The organism is Paludisphaera soli (assembly GCF_011064595.1).
GTDB lineage: Bacteria > Planctomycetota > Planctomycetia > Isosphaerales > Isosphaeraceae > Paludisphaera > Paludisphaera soli.
In genome coordinates, this window is sequence record NZ_JAALJI010000024.1 from 58,965 (window position 1) to 80,748 (window position 21,784).

Genomic DNA, 21,784 nt, shown 5'->3' on the forward strand with positions numbered 1-21,784 from the left:
TGAATCCCAGCAAGCGTCTCACGCGCGGGGAATCCCGCGATGCGAATCATGAACAGAACGGCCTCCCGCTTGGCCGCTACGGGCCCGACGACGAAACCACACCGGACGTCGGGACCGACGGTCGAGCGGCCTCTGTCGGCCTCCCAGGCCCTCCGGAGGCGCTACGGCCCGGTGCGGCCGATCCGTTCGACCTGGCCTCGCTCCGGCTCCCGCAAGACACGCGTCGGCCGTCGGCGTCAAACGGCTCGTCACGACGATTCCTGTTCGGAAGCCATCCCAGGAGTGGTTCGTCCGGGCCCACCCCGATTCGTCGTATTGGCTTTCGACGCCGGTCCTCGAGCTGAAAGAGGACCGGGAGGTCTACCTCGTCGCGCAGGGCCTCTGGCCCGAGCTGGCCTCGGAGGCGACGTTCTCCCCCCGGTTGCTGGTGACGGCCGTCAACCAGCAAGGCGTGCCGTTCCTCTGGCCGATCCGCCTGCCGGGCCCCGATGGCAAAATCGACGATTGGAGCCGATCCGCCCTGGACGCGGCCGATGAGGCCAAGTCTCGCTGGGTCCGAATCACGGCCAACATGAGTTTGGGCGCCTACGATCTCTCCGTCGCCACCGGCCCGGCGGCGGAGCCCAGTTGGCCCGACCTGACGTTCCAGGAGATCATCAAGACCGCGTTCCGGGACAAGATGGTCTCCGACAGGTCCCACCCCGTCCTCCAAAACGCCTTCGCGGGGAGGTCTAATCGATGCCTCCCGGACATGGCTTGGACGCCTACCGGGAGGTTTGGCTCGCCGATTTCGTGTTCTCGACCCCGCCAGGCGAACGGCCCACCCCCGTTTGTCTGGTGGCTCGGGAGTTCCGGTCGGGCCGGACCATCCGGCTTTGGCAAGACGACCTCCAGGGCCCGTCGGCTCCCGCCCTATCCGATCGGCCCCAATGCGCTGTTCGTCGCCTACTTCGCCTCGGCCGAGCTGGGTTGCCATCTGGCGTTGGGTTGGCCGCTCCCGGCCCGCGTCCTGGATCTCTACGCGGAGTTCCGGAACGTCGCCAATGGCCTCTGTCCGCCCAACGGGTTCGGCCTGCTGGGGGCGCTGATGCGGTACGGCCTGGACGCGATGGACGCGACCGAGAAGGGAGCTATGCGGGATCTGGCCATCCGGGGCGGCCCCTGGACGGCGGAGGAACGGGAGGCGTTGCCGGCCTATTGCGAATCCGACGTCCTGGCGTTGTCGAAATTGCTCCCTCGGATGCTGCCGGAACTGGATCTCCCCCGGGCCGTGGCCTGCCGAGGCCGATACATGGGGGCCGTGGCCAGGATGGAATGGGCCGGAGTCCCGATCGATACGGAAACCCTCTCCCGGCTCCGCGAGGGTTGGGAGTCCGTCCAGGAGCGGCTCATTCGGTCGGTCGACTCCCGCTTCGGCGTGTTCGACGGCAAGACGTTCAAGGCCGAGCGTTGGGCCGGTTGGCTGGCCCGATCCGGTGTGTCGTGGCCGAGGCTCGAATCCGGGGAGCTGGCGCTGGATGACGACACGTTCCGGGAGATGGCCCGGAGCCACCCCGACGTGGCCCTCATGCGGGAACTCCGAGTCTCCCTCTCCCAACTGCGCCTCCGCGAGCTGGCAGTCGGGGCCGACGGCAGGAATCGTAGCCTGCTGAGCCCCTACCGGGCCAAGACGGGCCGCAACGCTCCGTCCAACTCCCGTTTCATCTTCGGACCGTCCACATGGCTCCGGGGCCTCATCAAGCCGGAGCCGGGCCGGGCCGTGGCCTACCTCGATTGGTCGCAACAGGAGTTCGGGATTGCGGCCTCCCTCTCCGGAGATGAAGCGATGGCGGACGCCTACCGATCCGGAAACCCCTACCTCGCGTTCGGCAAGCAAGCCGGGCGGATTCCGAAGGACGGGACCAAGCAAACCCACGGGGCCGATCGTGAACTCTTCAAGGCTTGCGTGCTGGGCGTCCAGTACGGCATGGGCCCGGAGGCGTTGGCCCGGAGGATCGGCAAGCCGACGGCCTACGGTCGGGAGCTGTTGCGGCTCCACCGCGAGACTTACCCGGCCTATTGGCGATGGTCGGAGGGGGCCGAGACCCACGCGATGCTGCTCGGCCGGCTCCATACCGTGTTCGGCTGGACCCTTCACGTCGGGCCCGACGCCAACCCGCGTTCGCTCCGGAACTACCCATGCCAGGCGAACGGGGCCGAGATGCTGCGGCTGGCCTGCTGCCTGGCGACGGATCGGGGCCTCCCAATCATCGCTCCGGTCCATGACGCGATTCTGGCGGAGGGGCCAGCCGAATCGATCGACGAAATCGCGGCCGCGACCCAAGAGGCGATGGCGGAGGCGTCGGCCGTCATCCTGGACGGGTTCCGCCTCCGGTCGGACGTCAAGATCGTCCGATGGCCGGAACGCTACATGGACGATCGAGGCCGGGAATTCTGGGGGCGCGTCATGGCGTTGCTTCCCGGGAGCAGGAAGGCCGACCGCCGGCCCCTCGCCCGAGCATGGCAGGCTTGGCTCCCGTTGGAGCCGCACCCGAGCGGGATCGCCGGGAGGGGCTGTGTTGGATTGCAGGCGAACCCGTGCGGAATCGCCAACCCCGCCTAACTCTTACTCTTCTGTCTTCCTCTTTCGGCATATAGTGGGGGTCGGTCGGCGGAGCGGTTTGCCGGTTTCGGTGCTGTGTCGTTGAAGAGTGACCATTGTCATGCGACGGGGGGTCTGACTATGCGAGCGAGCCGTGTGCGAATCACGGTCCGGCGGCTGATTTTCCTCGTTGTCTTCGTGGGCATCTCGCTGGGGCTCGTGCAGGGTTGGCAGCGGTGGGCGATCTGCTCCGATCGGGCTGAGAGGTATGGATGGGTAGAGGAAGGGTACCGGCGGCGACAGCAGAACGCGGTCCTGATGAGCCGAATCTTCCGAAACCCTCCCCGCAATGAGGCGGCCCTTGATCAAAGCCTAAGAGAGATGAATTGGGACGGTCTCGGATGCGAGATAGACGGGACGAGTCTTCGAATTCTAAACGACCTCCGAGAGCCGGAGCGACTCGGAATTGCTGCCGATTATGAACGCGCGGCTAAAGATTATGGGAAGCACGCCGAGACTTGTGCTCGCTTGAGGCGTTTGTACAAAAAGGCCGTATGGCGGCCTTGGCTGCCAGTTCCGACAGGACCCACGTTCTACGTGTCGTAACGAATCCGGTATGGACGGTGATTCACGAGGGTCCCAAAAGACGGCGGCTCCAATCCTCTCACTGAAACGTCAGCAGTCCGGCCCGGAGCGGCCCCCCGTGCGATGCGACCATAAGGCCGACCTAGGCGTGTAGGACGCGGTTGACGAGCGGGTGATGGACCAGCGCCGGGCCGACCTTGCCGGGCCACTTGTAGCCCACGAGCCGGGCCGCCTCGGTCGCGTTGCCTTTGGTCTTCCACAGGTACGCGTCGATGAACGCCCGTTGCTTCGCGGTAATACCCGGGACGCTAGGGCGCTTCCGCTTCCGTCGGGCCCGTTCGATCTTCGACACGAGCTTGAGGAACTGCCGGTCGGCTCGGTTCATTGCTGCGGTCTCCCAAGCTGGCGAGGTGGAAACGGGTCCAGAATTCCTAGTTGCAACCTCCGATTCTTTCGCTGCTGGCAGGAACCGAATCCTAGTTCCCCGCGACTCGGGAATGCGGTACTGGCGTCGTCAGCGAGTTACCTACATGACGCCGCGTCTGAGGATCGACCCTACCTCACCGCCGCCTGGTTAACCTGCCGAGATCCGGCTTGTGCGATGTTGACCTGGGCGACCACAGGCAGGCTCAACCGCTGGATACGGGCGAGGGCGACCAAGCTCGCCTGGTAGCGTCGCACGGCCTGGTCGAAGTTCTTCTCGATCAGCCGCAAGGTCCCCGCCGACATCGGGTGCTTGTTGCCCCAGGCCAAGGCCAGGTAACGCTCCCAGGTCTGGACGTGCAGCCAGTCGCAGACGACGCGCGAGGCCATCAGCCGCACGACCGGCGACGATCCCGGCGGGGACAGTTCGCGGCGCATTAACTCGACCTGCGCCTCGGCCGGCTCTTTCGGGGCCGGGAGCACGTCCAATACCAGAGAAGCGGTCTCCGTCCCGATGTCACCACCGGCCCTCGCCGCCGCTTCGAGTGCGGCCGGAAGCTTCTCCGCCGCCAAGGCGTCCCCCTTGTTCGCCAGATGGAGCAGCTGGCCGAGGTTGGTCCGGGTCACCTGGATCGTCGTCTCGCCCACGTCGGCCCCCCTCCTCTGACGCCAGGGCCCGCGCCTCCGGCGGTGGTATCCGAGCGATTCCAGGGCCTCCGCGACCGCCGCGTCGACCTCCGCGCCATATGCGGCGATCTCGTCCTGCAAGGCTACGAGCGGGGCCAGCAGACGGGCCTGCTTGCGTCGCTCCATCGCGGCGTCGGCCTCTCTCGTCTCGCGGCAGTCCCTCGCCACTTCCAGGCACGCGGAGACGAAGAGATCCGGCATGCGGCCCCAGCAGCGGGAGGTGGACCGCCCGCCCCGGCGTGCCGACTCATAGGTGTAGAACCGGCCCCCGATCCGCTTCAAATGCATGGCCGCCCTTTCGATCCGTAACCCACATCCTTTCGGCTGCCCCACTCGGCGACCTTTCTCCCGCCCTTCGGGCGTCCCTTCCCGCTGAGCTTTCCGGGAATTCTCCGCGCGCACTTTAGTTCCTATCAGCATATCCAAATTGGTCTGTAATCTCGAAAAGCCGGTTCCTTTTCTGAGGAGCGATCTATGGGGCCTTCCCCAGCGTCGGAGAAAGAAACGTGGGATCTGGAGCGATTCCGGCTCCCGCCTGAGCTGACAGGCGAGGCTCCGGCCCGGAAGCGGCCGCCCCGCCATCGGCCGGGAGATCCATTCATCAAGGGGCCGATCCCCTATCTCTGGCTGGCGTCGGCCTGTCGGCTCCCGGGTTCTGGCCTCCACGTCGCGATGGCCTGCCGGTTCCTCTGCTGTCGATAGCGGACGCCGAACCGATGGGGCCTGGACGCCATCGCGAGAGGGTTGCAGATATCGCCCGACTCGGCCCGACGCGGCCTCCATGCGGCCGAAGGTGCCGGGTTGCTGGACGTGGAACGGGAGCCGGGTTGCAAGCCGGCCGTCTCGGTCCCGGCCGGCTCGGGGTCCGCATCGGCCCGTCGGCCGTTGTACGGCCCGATCCCCTGGCGTTGGTGGCTGCCCGCGTCGCGACTCCCCAGGCGTGCGCCCCACGTCGGCATGGTCTGTTGGTTACTGGCCGGATGGGAACGGCCGGCCGTGTTCGAGCTGGCCTTGGACGGTTGGCCGGATCTCGGCCTCTCCCGATTCTCGGCCTCCCCGGGCCTGGACCTCTTGGAGCGGGCGGGGCTGGTCTCGACGGTCCGATCGCCGGGCCGGTCTCCGATCGTCACGATCCTGGACGTCGAAGCTTAAATCATGAAAGCACGATCGAGGCTTGGAGACTCTCCGATAGACCTGACCTATCGTCGACGCCTGATCGTCGAAGCGTTCGTCGGCCCGGCCCGGGGCAACTCGACCGAGGCCGCGCGTCGCGCCGGATATCGGCAACCCCACATGGCCGGGCCGAGATTGATGGCGAATGATGGAATCCGAGCCGCGATCTCGGGCCGGACGGCCGCCGCGCTCGACTCGGACGAGATCCTCGCCCGGCTCGCCGAGATCGCCACCGGCGATATGCGGCATTTCCTCCGTTTCGACGACCGGGGCCGCGTCTCGCTCGATTTGGAGAGGGCGAAGCGGGAAGACCGGCTCCGTCTGGTCAAGCGGTTCAAGCTCACGACCCGCACCACGACGACCCGGGAGGGCGAGACGGTGGAAACGCGCGTGGAGTTGGAATTGCTCGACAAGCTCGACGCGTTGGACAAGCTGGCCCGCTATCACGGCCTGTATCGCGAGCGCCGGGAATCGTCGATGGGCCTGGCCCTGCTGCTGGCCGACGACGACCCCGAGGTCGACCTGTCCGCCGGGGAGGCTCGCATCCCGGCGGCATGACGCCCTGATGATGCAGGACGATTTCAGGAGACCGGCCCATGCCTTCTTCCGAGACGCAATTCCCGGCCGGCCGGAGCGGCAACCCCGCCGGCCGCCCCAAAGGCTCCAGGAGCGCCCGAGACGCGTTCCGGCGGGCCCTGGCACGACCCGACCCGGCGGCCCCGGAGCGGACCACCCTGGACGCGTGGGCGGCCGAGATCGTGAACGGCGCGACCAGGGCCGGAGATCGTCTCGCCGTACTCAAGTGGCTCGAAGGCGCGTCACCCCCGGCCGGGGCCGGAGGACCGCAAACCACGCTCGTCGACGTCGCGCGGAGGATGGCCCAGAAATTCCCCCGGATCAACCTCCCGGGAGTCCTCCGATAAGCGTCGGCATCCGGGGGGGACCTCCCCGGCGACGACCCATGAGCGTCGAATGAGTTCGCTTCGAGCGACGGCCCCGGAGGCCGCGAAATGGCAGGCCACCGTACCTCGCTGACCGCTCCGACCTCCCCATACGAATTTGAGGATCTCTCAACTCGCCACACTCCGCCGTGAGGTCGAGGCAATGGCGAACGAATGGGACTGGGAGGTGGGGGTGAGAAATCAGGTTCGGCGTCGCACGCCCCGGCCGGGGACGTCGGGCTCAGGGAAGGACGCGACGGCCCACCGCCGTGTTCAGTCCCAGCATGCTGCGGCGATGGCGGACCTGCGTGTCGCGGTACTGGCGGACGATCTCGTTGTACTCCCGCTGCGCAACCGCGAGGTCGACCAGGGCCGCCTCGCCCTCGTTGTAGCGTCGGAGCGCCTCGTCCCTGATGCTCCGGGCGCCGGGCAGCAGCTCACGCTCGATGCGGTCGACGGCCTCGCGGGTGACCAGATATTCCCGCTCGGCCTGGCGGACCTCGGTGGCGATCGTCAGCTCGAGCTGGTGAAGTTGCGTCCGGGTCTGGGAGACGTTGACGTAGGCGCGCTGGATGTTCCCCTGGTTTCGATTGTAGATCGGCAGCGGCACGGTCACTCCCACGGCCCACGAATGGGCGCTCTTGGTGCCGAACGGGGCGTTGTTCTGGAAGGTGTAGGGTTGCGCCAGGAGGTAGACGTCCTGGTAGCGCTCGGCCTTCGCCAGCTTCACGTCGGCCTGCGCCAGGGCGATCCCCAGGCGGGAGGCCGCCAGGTCCGGCCGAGCCTCGAAGGCCATCTGGATCAGCGCCTCCCCCGGCGGCGGCGGCGGGGACTGATCGCCGACGGTCCCGAGAAGCTCCAGCGACTCGACCTCGGCCAGCGGGATTCGCAGTAGGGGCGTGAGGGGCCTCTTGGCGCTCAGGAGGGCCTCTTCGGCGTCCGCCAGCCCGACCCTGGCCGCGTTGAGCTGCACCCGGATGCGTTCGACGTCGCCACGGCTCCGCTCGCCGCCCGTCAGGAGCCGTTCGGCTTTCTCGAGGAGCTGCTCAAGGCCGATGACGCTGGCCCGAGCGTATCGGACGGTCTCCCTGGCGCCCAGGATGGTCACGTAGGCCTCGTAGAGGGCGTCGATCTGCCGCCGAACCGCGTCCTGGTACTGGGCCTCGATCACCCGCACGGCCTGCGCCGCCACCGCGGTGCGGGCCTGGCGCTTATGAGAGACGTCCAGCGGATAGGTGACGTTCACGTCGTACTGGGTCGCGCCGCCGGGCCGCTTCTCGGAGAAGTCGCCGTAGGGGATGAGCTGGCTGTCGGCGTAGAAGATCGGGTTCGCCCGGAGGCTCGCGGTGAGGACATCGGCGCGCGCCTTGGGGATCTCGTGATATTGCGACCTGAGTTCGAGATTCTCCCCGACCAGGCGGTCGATCGCCGCGTCGAGCGTCAGGCCGTCCGGCGGGCCCTCGTCCTCGGCCGACGGCGGGATCGACAGGGGGCCGTAGAGCGGCGCCTCGGTGAAAGGCAGGGCCGGGGGGAGCGTGACCCCCTCGGTGGGGCGGATGCCGAACCCGGGTCCCGGTCGGGTGATCCCGGTCGGCGCCCGGGGCACCGAGGGGCCCGGGCGACCGCCGAGGATCGTCCCGATGTCGGCGGGGGCCCCGCCCCGCGTGCCCCCGGAGCCGGGGAGCGGGCCCAGGGTCGTCCCGGACGGCACCCGGGCGGAATCCTGGGCATCGACGGTCGGCCCCTGGGCGGCGGCGCGGGACGCTCCCACGGCCAAAACGACGGCCAGTAAAGCTGCAAGGTCCCATCGGTATGGGATCGAATGCCTGCGAATCACGGCCGACCTCCTTGCCGGGATAGGGTCCCGGCGTCCTGCCGGTGCCCGCCGCACATGTGGTGTACGGCCTCAGCTTAGATCGGCATGAATGACGGCGGGACTTGGGCGGGATCGGCGCTTTCCCGACGGCGGGATCAATGCGCCATGTCACCGGAGCCGGCGGGGGGCTCGCGATGGCCGTAGAGGCTGTAGAGGACGGGGACCAGGTTGGCAACGATCAGGGTCATGATCATGCCGCCGACCACGACGATGGCCAGCGGTCGTTGAGCCTGCGAGCCCATGCGGGTCGAGAACGCCGCCGGGATCAGCCCGAGGATCGCCGCCAGCGCCGTGATGGTCACCGGTCGGATCAGCCGCTCGACGCCCCGGGTCACCGCCGCGCGGACGTCGAGCCCCTGGGCCCTCAGGGCGTTGAAGGTGGAGACCATCAGGAGCCCGTTCAGGACCGCGACCCCGAGCACCGAGACGAAGCCGACGGCGGCCGAGATGTTGAAGTTCGTCCCCGTCAGGAGGAGGGCCCAGACGCCGCCCATCGACATGGCGACCACGTTGGCGAAGATCACCATCCCGTCCAGGAGCGAATTGAAGGCGAGGTAGAGCAGCAGGAAGATCAGGGCGAGCGACAGACCCACGATGAGCAGCATGCGGCGCTCGGCCTGTTCCATCTGCCTGAAGTCGCCGCTCCACTCGATCCGATACGGGGCCTCGACCAGGGGGCCGACCTTGCGCTGGGCTTCCGCGACCGCCCCGGCGAGGTCACGGCCGCGGACGCCGAACTTGACGGCGATCATCCGATTCCCCTCCTCGCGATAGATCATCGACGCCCCGGGGTGGATGAAGGTCGCGTCGGGGGCCGGGTCGCCGTGGGCGTCGGTCGGCGTGACCAGGTCTCCCAGGCGCCGCCAGGGGGAGTCGCCGAAGTCGCTGACCCCGGTGCTCAGGGTGCTGCCCGCCAGGGCCGGCATCGCCCCGCTCGTGCCGATCGAGGCCACGCTCTGGCTCGGGCCGGTGAGCGACGTGCCGGCGACGTCATCGCGCCCGCCGCTGACCCTGTGCCCGGCCACGTTCACCGGGATGTCGAGGATCGCGGTATCGCTCTGGCGGAGCCTCTCGGGCCAGCGGAGCGTCACGTCGAACGACTTCTCCCCCTCGATCATGCGAGTGAACGGCTTGCCGGCCACGGCCGTCTGGATCACGTCCTCGACGTCCTGGACGCTCACGTCCCAGAGGGCGCATTTCTCGCGGTCGATCGGGAACTCGAGGTTGGACTGCCCCTTGATCCGGTAGACCCCGACGTCGGTCAGTCCTCGGACCTCCGTCAGCGCCGCCTCGACGCGGGCGGCGACCGATTCGAGCTCGTCCAGGTCGGGCCCGATGATCTTGACGGAGTTCTCCCCCTGGACGCCGGAGAGCACCTCCATGACGTTGTCCCGGATCTGCTGCGAGAAGTTCCAGTTCACCCCGATGATGGTCCCGGACAGCTCGGCGCTCAGCTCCGCGACCAGCTCCTCCCGGCTCCTCGGCCGCTTCGGGGCGATCCAGCGTCGCCAGCCGACCTGCTCCTTGACGGCGGGCCACTCATGCTGCGGCCTGAGCGGGACGAAGAATTCGGCGCTGTAGAAGCTCGTCGGATCGGTCCCACCGTCGGGACCGCCGAGCTGGGCCGCGACCAGTTCGACCTCCGGGTATTTCCGCATGATCGACCGGGCGAGCTTCGCCTTGTCGGACACCTCGTCCAGCGAGATGTTGATCGGGAATATGCTCCGAATCCACATATGGCCTTCGTCCAGCTCCGGCATGAACTCGCGGCCCAGCCTCGGGACGGCCCAGCCCGCCGTGACGCCGGCGAGGGCGAGGAACGCCGCGAGACTCAGCACGCGATGGTTGAGGGCGTAGCCGAGCTGCCAGAGGTAGGCCGCCTTGATCCCCCGGACGAGCGCGTTGTCCCTGGCCGGCCTGAGGCGGCGGAACAGGAGGAGGCAGAGCACCGGGGAGAGCGTCCCGGCCAGGACCAGGGCCCCGGCCAGGGCGAAGGCGTAAGTGTCGGCCATCGGGGCGAAGATCTGCCCCTCGGGGCCGGTCATCGTGAACAGCGGGAGCATGGCGCAGACCATGACGATCGTCGAGAAGAACAGGCTCCGCTCGACCTCCATCGCGGCCCTGACGATCCGGCTTCCCAGGGGGAGGTCGGCGTCCTCGCCCGTGCTCAGCTTGCGATAGATGTTCTCCACAACGATGACCGAGCTGTCGACGATGATGCCGAAATCGACCGCCCCGATCGACAGCAGGTTGGCCGACCGGCCCCGCAGGTAGAGGACCGCGAACGCGAAGAGCAAGGCCAGCGGCAGGTTGATGGCGATGATCAGCGCCGAGCGGACGTTCCCCAGGAACATGAGCAGGATGGCGACCACCAAGGCCATCCCCACCAGGAGGTTCTCGCGCACCGTCTCGGTCGTGACGTTGATGAGATCCGTCCGGTTGTAATAGGGGACGATCTTGACGCCCGGGAGGAGGCGGCCGGGGACCGTGTTCAGCTCCTCGATCTTGGCCTCCACGGCCTTGAGCGCCGGCAGGGTGTCGGCCCCCTTGCGGAGCATCACCAGGCCCTGGACCGCGTCGTCCTCGTCGACCCACCCGCCCCGCTCGATCTCGACGCCGTCCCGCTCGCCGGACGGGCCGGAGGGGCGGCTCAGGATGACGCGGCCGAGGCGGGTGTGATTGGCGACCACGACCCCCTGGGCCCCGACTTCCTCCCAGGACTTGAGCGGCCCCCCTTCCGTCACGTCCTCGACGCGGACGGGGACATTGTCGGTCGAGGTGACCACGATGCGGCGGATCTCGGCGATCCGCTTCCGCTCCTCGGCGCGGAGGATATCGCGGGCGGCCGCGGGGTCTTTGAGGCCGAGCACGCGCTGGAACGGGTCGAGCCCCTTGCCCAGCAGCCCGAGGCCGCGGACCACCTGGACCGTGTCCCCCTGCACCATGTAATCGCCGCCCACGTTGGCGTTGCTCTCGGCGATCGCCTCCTGGAGCTGCGTCAACGTGACGCCGTAGCGCTTCAGACGGTCCGGGTCGGGCCGGACCTCGTACCGCTTGCGGGTCCCGCCGAAGCTGATGACGTCGATGATCCCGGGCAAGCGGCGGAATTCGCGGACGAGGGTCCAGTTCTGGAGCGTCTTGAGGTCGTTCATCGAGTAGATCGGGCGGCCGAGCGCGTCCTCGGGGTTGCTCAGCGTGTAGCGGAAGATCTCCCCGATCGGCGACCTGGGCGAGATCTCCGGGACCACCCCCTCGGGCAGCTCGACGGACCTCAGCCGGTTGATGACCTCCTGACGGGCCTGGTTGTAGTCGGTCCCGTAGTCGAACTGGTTGTTGACGAACGCCAGCCCGAAGAGGGCCTTGCTGCGCGACGCCTTGAGCCCCGGCATCCCGGCCAGCGCGACCTCCAGGGGGATGGTGACCTGGCGTTCGACCTCCTCCGCGGAGGCTCCGGGGTACATCGCGACCACCTCGACGATCGCCGGCGCCGGGTCCGGGTAGGCCTCGACGTTGATGTGGACGAACGAGTAGCCCCCGACCCCGGCCAGCGCCACGGCGAGGAGGATGACCACGAGGGGGTTGCCCACGGCCCAGTCGAAGAGCTTGCGCACCATGGGAGGAGGGGGCCCTTGCTTAGTTCGAGTTCTTGGCCGAAGCCTGGAGGTCCCTCAAGGCCGCCCGGAGCTCCAACGCCCCCGAGCTGACCACCCGCTCGCCGAGGGCGACCGAGCTGGGCCGGCCCGCGGCGGGGCGGATGAAGGCGACCTCGCTGGTGTGCCGCGCGATGGCCACGCGCCTCAGTTCGTAACAAGGCCGGGCCGGGTCGGGCTGCACGAGGACCACGCTCTCGTCGCCGTCCTCCACGAGGGCCGAAGTCGGGATCTCGACCTCGCCCGGGGTCGGCGGCAGGGGGATGGAGGCCACGATGAACTGCCCGGCCCGCAGCCTCCCCGCCGGGTTCGTGACGTGGCCCATCACGAGCGCCGTGTGCTGGTTCGGGTCGATGATGTCGCCGATCTCGTCGATGACCCCCGTCAGGGGGGCGGCCGTCGGGTCCGACTTGAGCCGGACGGTCCACGTCACGGGGGCGGGCAGCGCCAGCAGCGTCGGAAGATCCTCCTCATAGATATGCGCCCAGACGGCCAAGCGTCTCAGGTCGGCGATCTTGAAGAGGTCCGAGTCCGGCGCGACGATGTCGCCCACGGCGACGTTCTTCTCGACGACGGTGCCCGCGAACGGCGCCCGGATCTCAAGCCTGGCCCAGGACCGCTCGAGGTCCTTGACCCTCGCCGCCTTGTGTTCGTGCATCTGCTCCGCCTCGGCCTTGAGGGCCCCGATCTCCGCGTCGGTCAGCCGCCACGAGAGCAGCGTCCGCTCGACGCGGGCCGCGGCGATCTCGTCGGCCTCGACGGCCCGCTTGGCCTCGCGGACGTTGCGCTCGGGGATCGCCTGGTCCTTGAGCAGCCTCTCGAGCCGCGCCAGCGTCTCCTGCTCGAGGCGGAGCCGGGAGAGGGCGTCGACGTATTCGCTCTTCTTCTCCCCCAACGCGGTGCTCCAGAGGACCGCCAAGAGCTGCCCCTCCTTGACCTCGTCGCCGAACCGGAGCGGGCGGGCCGGGGTCCCGCCGGAGGCGGATCGTGCGTCCGGCTCGGGCATCGTCCCGATCTCGACGACCTCGCCCTCGAAGCGGGGGTGCACCCTCGCCAAACGGTTGGCGTCGAGGGCCAGCGATCCGGACAACGAAAGGCTGCGAACCTCGCTCGCCGCCCGCGCCGCCTCGGTGCGGATCTTGAGCGCCTCCACCACGGCCGCGGGCACGACGAGCATATCCCGTCGCCCTGGAACCAGTTCGACCGCGGGCCGCCCGGCCTCGTGGGGGAGCTCCTCAGGGCGAGCCACCTCCCCCGGCGAGCCAGCGGACTCGAGCGATCGCAACATCGGCTCGCGCACTTCCGGAATCAGAAGGGCGAGGCCGAAGGCCGGAACCGCGAGGACAAGCAGAAGCGTCCGAAAACGACGGCCCATGAGCCCCCCCGGGATCGGAATTCGCGTTGCCGCGTCGACCTGCACGCGGCGAGTGCTAAACAGCCGGGGCCCTTCCACGGCCTTCGGCGTCCCCGCGACGGGATGGGTCGCGAACGTTGCAGTAAGATTCCCTCGGCAAATCCAGCGACCCGCGTCCAAGGAATGTTGACGTACCATGGCCCAGCGGCGGGGGCTGCGGCCTGGCTCAGGGGAATGCCGAGCGAGGGCTGGCCTGACACCTGGGCAGCGCGGTACGCTCTTCCATGCCGATGCCGGCGTCCGAAGTCCTCTCTAAAAGTCGCGTACCTCGCGAACTCCGGCGTGCTCGTCCGATCGCAGCCTCGTGCGGATCGGAGATCATCCTACCTGGCTCGGGCGGCTACTGGTACTCTTCGTCAGCAAAGTAGAATTTACCGGCCTGGCAACGCAATCCTACCCTCGCCGAGGGCGTGCCCCCGCCCGGCAGGCGGTGAACGCATTACGTTCACCATTAACTACCTCCCTGCCGCTTCGATCCATCCAGAGTCGCATACGGGCGGTCGGATGGGCAAGCGTAGCAAGCCGGACTGGGGCCCTGGGAGATCTCTCAGGGCACGGGGGAGGCATCCGGCGACTACCGGACGACTACTGGATAGCGGCTCATGTCTACTGCGATCCCCCGCAGTTCTACGCCATCGAACGAGAAGTTTTGCCAACGGGCGATAATCGTGTCAGATCTCTACGGCGTCAGGGGTTATACGGCTTTCCCCCTGACTCCTCCGGCCGCCTCGCAATGCTGAGGTTGAGGGTCCGACCCCCTTCCGCTCCACTATTCCTAACTCTCCTCAAATCCTTGCGTTAGGATACCCGCCGGACCTCGGCGGTGCGGCCGAATGACTCCAAGAAAGCCGGTAGCCTACCGGTTTTGGAGATTTGGCCCATGTCCACGCCCACCCGCCGGACGCACACATACCGGCACCACAAGCCCTCCGGCCAAGCGGCCGTCACACTAGGGTCTGTATCACGGATCGAGTAGGCGCAAGTACCTTTCGATCATGGCGGTTTTGACCATGCCGAGGTAGTGGCGCGCCAATTTCTCGAAGCGCGTGGCCACGGCCCGGCACTCCTTCAGCCAACCCACGCCGCTCGACCACGTTGCGGCGACGATAGAGATCGGCGTCGAGCTTCGGGGGCCGGCCGCGATGCCTCGCCTTCTGGTCGGATCGCTGCGGGATCGTCGCACCGATGCCGCGGCTGCGCAGCCAGCGTCGGATGCGATCGTAGCTGCAGCCCTTGTCACCGGCCACGTTCGCCGGTCGGCTGCGAGGGCGTCCGACGCGGCGGGGCATGCGGACCGCGTCCATCACCTTCTCGAACCGTGTCGACTCGTGCCGCTGACCGCCGGTCACCTCGGCAGCCAGGGGCAGGCCTTGACCGTCGACGACCAGGTGGACCTTGGTCCCGAATCCGCCGCGCGAGCGGCCCGGGGCGTGGTCTCCGGGCTCCTCCGCGCCCCCTATTTTCCGCCGCCGGCGGCCCCGCCCGGCCCGCGCGGATCGACGTCCCGTCGACGCAGAAGAGGTCCCAGTCGATGCGGCCCCCCTCATCGAGCCGCATCTGCAACGCCTTCACGATTCGATCCAGCGTCCCGTCGCGGCTCCAGCGGCGGAATCGGCCGTAGATCGTGGGCCAGGGCTCGTAACGCTCGGGGACGTCGCGCCAGGGGCAGCCGGTCCGCGGCCTCCAGAACAAGCCGTTGAGCACCTTCAGCTGGTCGCGCCACCGGCCGCCGCGGCCGCCGCCCCGGGGCAGCAGGCGGCGGATCGCCTCGAACTGGGCCTCCGTCAGTTCGTGCCGTCTCATCTTCGTCCCTCCTTGTTCGATCGGAACAAGGTTCTACGAACGCGACCGACGGCCGGTTCATCAAGCACACCCTAAGGGGCTTCTTTGCTCGTATGTCCAAGGATGTAAGGGGTCGCCGCCAGTCTCGTCGCCCCCCCCCGCAAGGGTGGCGTCTGGTCCACCGATGCATCGCACGAAGGTCGCTTTTCTGGTCGATCCCGGGCGACCCCAACTAGGTGTTGGACCTCCTGAACCTACTTAATTTCGGCCCCCGGCGGCCCTGATGCATCAAAGCCGTCCCCGCGTCCTAGGTTGGGGGTATGGAAACTCTCATATTCGACCAGCTCCCGCCGGTTGGTGAGCAAAACGTCTCGAACCTACGGTCGCTCCCCAAGACGCCGACCGGAATCCGCGGCTTCGACGACATTACCGGCGGCGGGCTGCCCCGCGGACGGCCGACGCTGGTCTGCGGCGGCGCGGGGTCGGGCAAGACCCTGTTCGGCCTGGAATTCCTGGTGCAGGGCGCCGTCCAGTTCGATGAGCCGGGAGTCTACATCGCCTTCGAGGAGACCGCCGAGGAGCTGACCGCGAACGTGCGGTCCCTAGGCTTCGACCTCGACGAGCTGGTCGCGCAGAAGCGGCTGGCCCTGGACTACGTCCAAATCGACCGCGGCGACGTCGCGGAATCCGGCTCGTACAGCCTGTACGGGCTGTTCCTCCGCGCCGCACATGCCATCTCTTCCGTCGGGGCGAAGCGCATCTTCATCGACACGATCGAGAACCTCCTGGGAGGGCTGCTCGACCAGGACGTCGTCCGCAGCGAGCTTCGGCTGCTGTTCCGATGGCTGAAGGATCAGGGCATCACGGCCGTCATCACGGCGGAACGGGGGGAAGGAAGCCTGACCCGACGCGGGCTGGAGGAGTACGTCTCCGACTGCGTGGTCTTGCTGGACCACCGCGTGATCGACGAAGTCGCGACGAGGCGCATCCGGGTCGTCAAGTATCGCGGCACGACCCACGGAACCAACGAGTACCCGTTCCTGATCAGCCCGCGGGGCATCGACGTCCTGCCCGTCTCCGCGATGAGCCTGGAACACGCCGCCCCGATCGATCGGATCCCGAGCGGGGTGGACCGGCTCGACACGATGCTCGGCGGGGGGGGGTATTATCGCGGCAGCAGCGTCATGGTCTCCGGAACGGCCGGGACCGGCAAGTCGAGCCTTGCCGCGGCCTTCGTCGACTCGGTGTGCCGCCGTGGCCAGCGGGCCCTCTACTTCGCCTTCGAGGAGTCGCCCAGGCAGATCATCCGAAACATGCGGTCGATCGGCATCGACCTGGCCCCGTGGGTCGACCAGGGATTGCTCCGATTGCACGCCACCCGGCCCACCCTCTTCGGGCTGGAGAACCACCTCGCCTACATCCACGAGCAGGTCCGAGACTTCGAGCCCCAGGCCATGGTCGTCGACCCGATCACCAACTTGAACGCCGTCGGGGGCCACGCGGACGTCAAGCGGATGCTGATGCGGTTGGTCGACACCCTCAAGGATCGCGAGATAACCGGCCTCTTCACCAGCCTCTCCAACGGTGGGGACACCATGGAGCTTCGGGACGCCGGGATGGCGTCCTTGATCGACACCTGGATGCTGATCCGCGCCATCGAGCTCAACGGCGAGCGGAACCGGGCCCTGAACATCCTCAAGTCGCGAGGGATGGCCCATTCCAACCAGGTCCGGGAGCTCGTGCTGAGCTCCGAAGGGCTTAAGCTCACGGACGTCTACCTGGGGGCCGACGGGGTCCTCACCGGCTCCGCCCGGCTCTCCCAGGAGGCGAAAGACCTGGCGGCCGAGAGGAGTACGGCGGAGGACGTCGAGCAGAAGCAGCGTGACGTGGGGATGAAGTGCCGGGCGATCGACGCCCGTATCGAGGCCCTCAAGGCGGAACACGAGGCCGAGGAGGCCGACCTGAAGCGCTTCTTGCTCGGCGTTCAGAAGCGAGAGGTCAAGCGCGTCGAAGTCACCGAAGCCATGGCGAAGAACCGCAAGGCGGACGCCCAGGGCGAGGGCACCGCACTGGTGGAAGGGCATTATGAATGACCTCCAGGACGCCCCCCCGGAGCCGGACGCGTCGGCGGCCGGGCCGGAAACGTGGGAACTCCGACTGTACGTGGCCGGACGGACGCCGCGATGCCTCGTGGCCATCGCGAACCTCAAGAAGATCTGCGAGGAGCACCTGTGCGGACGATACTGGATCGAGGTGATCGACCTGGCGACGAGCCCGCAACTGGCCAAGGCCCACGAGATCGTCGCGATCCCGACCCTGGTGCGGACCGCCCCGCTGCCGAAGCGCAAGGTGATCGGCGACCTGTCCGACGTCCGGCGGGTCCTCGCGGGGCTGGAAGTCGAGCCCACGCCGCCTTGATGGGAGGCCCGCGACCCATCCGAGGTCGTCATGGATGACCATCGGCCGGCCGTGGCGGAGGCCCCCGGGGACGTCGAGCTCCGGAGGCGGCTCGAAGAGGCCGAGGAGGCGCTCAGGGCGATCCGCGATGGCGAAGTCGACGCCCTGATCGTCGAGACGCCGGACGGGATCCAGCTGCGCCCGCTCTGGATTCGCGTCTGGCCGCGACGGCTCCTGCGCCTGGCGTTCGGTCTAACGCTGCTGGGGGCGGCCGCGTGGTTCGCGATCTTCGCGTACCTGTACCGGGGCAGCGTCCAGGCGGCTATCACGGCCCCCCTGGTGGCCGTCGCCGTGCCCGTGCAGGGCCGGGTGCGCGGCACCCCTCCGGCCGTCGGCGAGACGGTGGTCGCGGGGCAGGCGTTGTTCATCGTCCAGCCCCCGCCGGCGGACCGTCGGCCGTCGGAGCGGCTTCGCGCCGAGATCGCGGCCGTCCGCCACACCGTTTCGGCCCTGAACGTCGAGATCGGCGACCTGGACCGGCTGAAGGACTCCCTCAGGAGCCACTTCGAAGAATACCGAGATCTGCGGATTCGCCACGCCGAGACGCTCGCCGCGGAGCGGGGGGCTCACGCCGACGCCGTCGCCTCGGGCCTGAGATCGAGCGAAGCCGAGGCGCGATCGCTCGGGCTCCTGTCGCGGAAGAGTCAGACGAGCGGCCTCGAGCTCGGCCAGGCCGAGATCGACGTGGAGCGAAACCGTCACGAGCTGAATGTCGCGCGTCAGGCGGCGGCCCGCTCGGATCTCCAGCTCGCGGCGGCCCGGAAGGGCCTCTTCCTGGGCGAGGGCGACGGCGGCCAGGATCGGGTCAACTCGGAGCAGCGGGGCGACGACATCGAGATCCAGCAGGCGGCCCTCAGGGCCCGCGTGTCCGAGCTGGAGGGAGAGCTGGGCGAGTTGGCGGCCCGCATCCTCAGCGAGGACGCCTACCTTTCGACGCACGACGCCCAGACCGTGTCCGCGCCGGTCGGCGGTGTGGTGTGGGCCTCCACGGTCTCCGACGCCAGCGAGGTCTCCCCCGGCTCGGTGGCCATGGAGATCCTCGACCCGGGCCGCCTCATGCTCGAAGCGACTTTCAGCAAGTCGGACCTGGCTCGGGTCCACCCGGGTCAGCCGATCCAGGCTCGGTTGCTGGGCTCTTCGGAAGTCGTGAAAGGCCGGGTCGTCCGCCTGGCCGGCTCGCACGAGACCGAGCCCGCGCCTGGCGGCGCGGCGGCCCTGATCCCTCGCACCCCCGACACCTATCGGGCGATCATCGCGCTCGACCGTCAGCCCGAGGGCGGCTCGGCGGCGAACTGCTTCCACGTCGGCCGTTCGGCCTACGTCTGGATCGCCCGCTGACGGCCCAAGCCCACCCCCCTCACGGATGCGCCCCGCGATGACTAGCTTTCCCTCGATCGGCGGCGAGTGGGCCGTCTCGCTGGCCGTGACGGGCTTCCTCCTCGCGGTCCTGCCCGCCTTGCCCAGCAAGCGGACCTGGGCCCGGACGCTCGCCGTGGCCCTGGGGATGATCGTCGCCGTCCGCTACATGCGATGGCGGCTGGTGGCGACCGTCCTGCCGGAGTCGCCGCTGACGGCGGCCGGGGCCTGGATCTGGTTCCTGTTCCAGTGCGAGATCGCGGCGACCGCCAACTTCGGCCTCACGTTCGCCATGCTCTCGAGCACCAGCGATCGCACCGGGGAGGCCAATCGACGCGAGCACGACTTGCGTCGACTGCCGGACGGGGACCATCCGCGCGTCGACGTCTTCCTCTGCACGTACAACGAGGATCTCGAGGTCCTGCGACGGCCCATCCGAGCCTGCCGGAACCTGGACTATCCGAGCTTCACGGTCTGGGTCCTCGACGACGGCCGGCGGCCGTGGCTGCGAGACTACTGCGCGGCGCAAGGCGTGAACTACCTGACCCGGCCGGACAACCTCCATGCGAAGGCCGGGAACATCAACCACGCGCTTTCCAGGACCGACGGGGAGTTCTTCGCCGTCCTCGACGCCGACTTCGTCCCCGAGCCCAACTTCCTGATGCGAACCGTCGGCTTCTTCGCGGACCCGACGATCGCCATCGTGCAGACGCCCCACCACTTCTTCAACTCCGACCCCTACCTCGCGAACCTTCGCCTCGACGACATGCCCAACGAGCAGCACCTCTTCTTCGACGTGCTGCAGCCCAGCCGGGACGCCTGGGGCTGCGCCTTCTGCTGCGGCTCGGCCAGCGTGCAGCGGCGATCCGCGATCATGGGCGTCGGCGGCGTGCCGACGGCGTCGGTGACCGAAGACATCCTTTCCACGCTGGTCCTCATGCGCCAGGGGTTCGTGACGCGATTCCTGAACGAGCCGCTCGCCTTCGGCCTGGCGCCGGAGAGCGTCTCCGCGATGTTCGTGCAGCGTCAGCGATGGTGCCGGGGCGGCCTCCAGATGCTCTTCTTGAAAGAGGGGGTGTTCGGCCCCGGCCTCACCCTGCTCCAACGGCTGCTCTTCTTCCCGCTCGACTGGCTGGTGCAGACCCCGGCCCGACTGCTCAGCGTGCTGGTCCCGATCATCTTCCTGTGGACCGGGCTGGCACCGATCCGGAACGCCCACCTGTCGGACTTGATCAATTACCAGCTCCCCGTGATCATCGCCCTGTTAGGCCTGATCGGCTGGCTGTCGGATGGTCGACACGTTCCGTTCGTGACGGCCGGGCAGTCGCTCCTGCTCAGCTTCCGCATCGTGCCGACTATCGCGGCGACCTTGATCAAGCCCTTCGGCGTCCCGTTCCGGGTCACTCCGAAAGGGAGCGGGGCCGCCCGGGGCGTCGATCGATTCGCCCGAACTTCGGCGCAGGCCCTCATCGCCCTGAACGTCCTCGGCCTGCTGATCAATACGCGACCGGAGACCCGGTTGATCGCCAATCCGGATCATCTGATCGCGGCCTTCTTCTTCTCCGTCCCCAACATCCTGCTCCTGTTCCTGGTGGTCCTGGCGAGTCGGGACGGCCGGTGTGAATCGGCGCCCGCCCCGTCCTCCGAAGCGGTGGATTGCGAGACCGAGGACGGGAAGTCGTTCGTCGTCGTGATGTCCGGGGTGTCGGCCGGCGGAGCTTTCATCCGGTGGCCCAGGGGACAGGCCGTCCCACCCTCCCTCAAGATCCGGCTGCCGGAGGACGTCGCGTTCCGGGCCGTTGCGGTGGGGGTGCGCGGGGACGACCTGGAGTTGCGGTTCGACCTGGCCGAGAAGGGGGTCCGCGAACGCGTCCTGCCCTGGGTCTACACGATGGGCCCGGGCACGATCCAGACCCGGCCCTCGATGCGCCGACTCGCCAAGGGCATCGCGCTCCGAGGCTTTGACTGAGGCAACTGGCCTGAAGGCGAGGCGGACGGGACCAGATCGACTCGGATTTCCACCCGCACCACGGGGCCTGGGGATAGTCCCAATTTGCCATCCCTTACACTACCTGTTTTCTACCGGCCGGCCGATCGTCGACACCGCGATCCCTCGCAATCGTTCGATGGGCCTTGCAAAAGGGCCTGAAGCCGGTAGACTGTTTACAGCGACAGGGTTTACGCGGTTTTCTGACTGTCGCCGTCGGCCGCTTCGCAATGCTGTGGTTGAGGGTTCGATCCCCTTCCGCTCCACTGGCCTTTAGCGGCCCGAGTCTCCAGGTCGACTCCTGACTTCCCAGGGTTTCGACGAACGTCGGCGGCGCCTTCAACACCCCCCAGGGGTCTCCCGTCAGGGTGAGGTCGCCGGCGGGGATGTTCCACTCCCGCAGCAGCCCGGACGGGATGGGCCATCATGACGCAGCCACCGGAGCCATTCATCCTGCGGGCGATCCGCGTCGCCTACGCGACTTCGGTCGGCCTCGCCCTGCTCGGGGCGGTCGGCGGCTGGTATTACTGGCCGGGGACCCTCGCCTGGCTCTCCATTTTCCTGGGAGTCGTAGGGCTGATCGGCGGCATCGCCATCACCCAGCTCCTGTCCAGGTTCCGGATGATCCTCTGGCTGCTGCCGTTCGCGGCGAAGTTCCGGGCCGCGATGCGCGACCAGGGCTCCGCACCCCCGTCGGACGCCGACCGCCGGCGTCGCTGATTCGAACACGAGCATGCTCGCGATCCCTCGCGCGTCGCGGCGGATCGACGGCCGGGCGGGCGGCTTCCTCAAGCGACCCCCGGCGGATACCATCGGCGGCGGGGCGACGATCGCCGGGCGTCGGCGGATCGCGCGGCCCCGACACGAGGGAG

The 21,784-nt window shown here is 68.2% G+C and carries 14 protein-coding genes and 2 pseudogenes; 9 read left to right on the forward strand and 7 right to left on the reverse strand.

Annotated elements, in window-relative coordinates; genetic code table 11:
* Positions 1-427 precede the first annotated feature (427 nt).
* Positions 428-2,602, forward strand: coding sequence for a DNA polymerase (locus tag G6O68_RS24240; RefSeq protein ID WP_240911494.1), 2,175 nt, complete (start codon positions 428-430; stop codon positions 2,600-2,602).
* 706 nt (positions 2,603-3,308) lie between these two features.
* Here G6O68_RS24240 and G6O68_RS24245 read toward each other — a convergent pair.
* Positions 3,309-3,551, reverse strand: coding sequence for a hypothetical protein (locus tag G6O68_RS24245; RefSeq protein ID WP_165251240.1), 243 nt, complete (start codon positions 3,549-3,551; stop codon positions 3,309-3,311).
* Between the two features lie 170 nt (positions 3,552-3,721).
* Positions 3,722-4,564, reverse strand: a complete 843-nt coding sequence (locus G6O68_RS24250) for a hypothetical protein (RefSeq protein WP_165251241.1) — start codon at positions 4,562-4,564, stop codon at positions 3,722-3,724.
* Between the two features lie 513 nt (positions 4,565-5,077).
* Between G6O68_RS24250 and G6O68_RS24255 the strand changes: the two genes are divergently transcribed.
* The 3 genes from G6O68_RS24255 to G6O68_RS24265 are packed head-to-tail and all read left to right on the forward strand — an operon-like array spanning position 5,078 to position 6,372.
* A complete protein-coding gene (locus tag G6O68_RS24255; RefSeq protein ID WP_165251242.1) occupies positions 5,078-5,428 on the forward strand; it encodes a hypothetical protein in 351 nt (116 codons plus the stop codon).
* Positions 5,429-5,431: 3 nt separating this feature from the next.
* Entirely contained in the window at positions 5,432-6,007 is a 576-nt protein-coding gene (locus tag G6O68_RS24260) for a terminase small subunit (protein WP_165251243.1), read from the forward strand.
* A 38-nt stretch (positions 6,008-6,045) separates the two neighbouring features.
* Positions 6,046-6,372 (forward strand): DUF5681 domain-containing protein, encoded by a 327-nt coding sequence (locus tag G6O68_RS24265; RefSeq protein ID WP_165251244.1) that lies wholly within the window; start codon positions 6,046-6,048, stop codon positions 6,370-6,372.
* 259 nt (positions 6,373-6,631) lie between these two features.
* On the opposite strand, the gene G6O68_RS24270 is transcribed toward G6O68_RS24265, so the two are convergent.
* The 5 genes and pseudogenes from G6O68_RS24270 to G6O68_RS33820 form a co-directional block, all read right to left on the reverse strand.
* Positions 6,632-8,227, reverse strand: a complete 1,596-nt coding sequence (locus G6O68_RS24270) for a TolC family protein (protein WP_240911488.1) — start codon at positions 8,225-8,227, stop codon at positions 6,632-6,634.
* A gap of 134 nt (positions 8,228-8,361) precedes the next feature.
* Positions 8,362-11,880: an efflux RND transporter permease subunit gene (locus G6O68_RS24275; RefSeq protein WP_165251245.1), complete on the reverse strand. Its 3,519-nt coding sequence runs from the start codon at positions 11,878-11,880 to the stop codon at positions 8,362-8,364.
* A 19-nt stretch (positions 11,881-11,899) separates the two neighbouring features.
* Complete coding sequence (locus G6O68_RS24280; RefSeq protein WP_165251246.1) at positions 11,900-13,093, reverse strand: efflux RND transporter periplasmic adaptor subunit; 1,194 nt, start codon at positions 13,091-13,093, stop codon at positions 11,900-11,902.
* A 1,379-nt stretch (positions 13,094-14,472) separates the two neighbouring features.
* Positions 14,473-14,877: pseudogene (locus G6O68_RS33815) on the reverse strand (transposase); the annotation flags it as partial.
* 85 nt (positions 14,878-14,962) lie between these two features.
* Positions 14,963-15,133, reverse strand: a pseudogene (locus G6O68_RS33820) (transposase); the annotation flags it as partial.
* 299 nt (positions 15,134-15,432) lie between these two features.
* On the opposite strand from G6O68_RS33820, the gene kaiC reads away from it, so the two are divergent.
* The 5 genes from kaiC (at position 15,433) to G6O68_RS24315 (ending at position 21,632) form a co-directional block, all read left to right on the forward strand.
* The gene (kaiC, locus tag G6O68_RS24295) at positions 15,433-17,205 is read left to right on the forward strand and encodes a circadian clock protein KaiC (RefSeq protein WP_165251249.1); all 1,773 of its coding nucleotides are present in this window, start codon (positions 15,433-15,435) and stop codon (positions 17,203-17,205) included.
* A complete protein-coding gene (locus tag G6O68_RS24300) occupies positions 17,198-17,530 on the forward strand; it encodes a circadian clock KaiB family protein (RefSeq protein ID WP_165251250.1) in 333 nt (110 codons plus the stop codon). The genes kaiC and G6O68_RS24300 overlap by 8 nt, the downstream gene beginning before the upstream one ends.
* 30 nt (positions 17,531-17,560) lie before the next feature.
* Positions 17,561-18,907: an HlyD family secretion protein gene (locus tag G6O68_RS24305; RefSeq protein WP_165251251.1), complete on the forward strand. Its 1,347-nt coding sequence runs from the start codon at positions 17,561-17,563 to the stop codon at positions 18,905-18,907.
* 37 nt (positions 18,908-18,944) lie between these two features.
* The gene (locus G6O68_RS24310) at positions 18,945-20,894 is read left to right on the forward strand and encodes a glycosyltransferase family 2 protein (protein WP_165251252.1); all 1,950 of its coding nucleotides are present in this window, start codon (positions 18,945-18,947) and stop codon (positions 20,892-20,894) included.
* A 444-nt stretch (positions 20,895-21,338) separates the two neighbouring features.
* The gene (locus G6O68_RS24315; protein WP_165251253.1) at positions 21,339-21,632 is read left to right on the forward strand and encodes a hypothetical protein; all 294 of its coding nucleotides are present in this window, start codon (positions 21,339-21,341) and stop codon (positions 21,630-21,632) included.
* Positions 21,633-21,784: the final 152 nt, after the last annotated feature.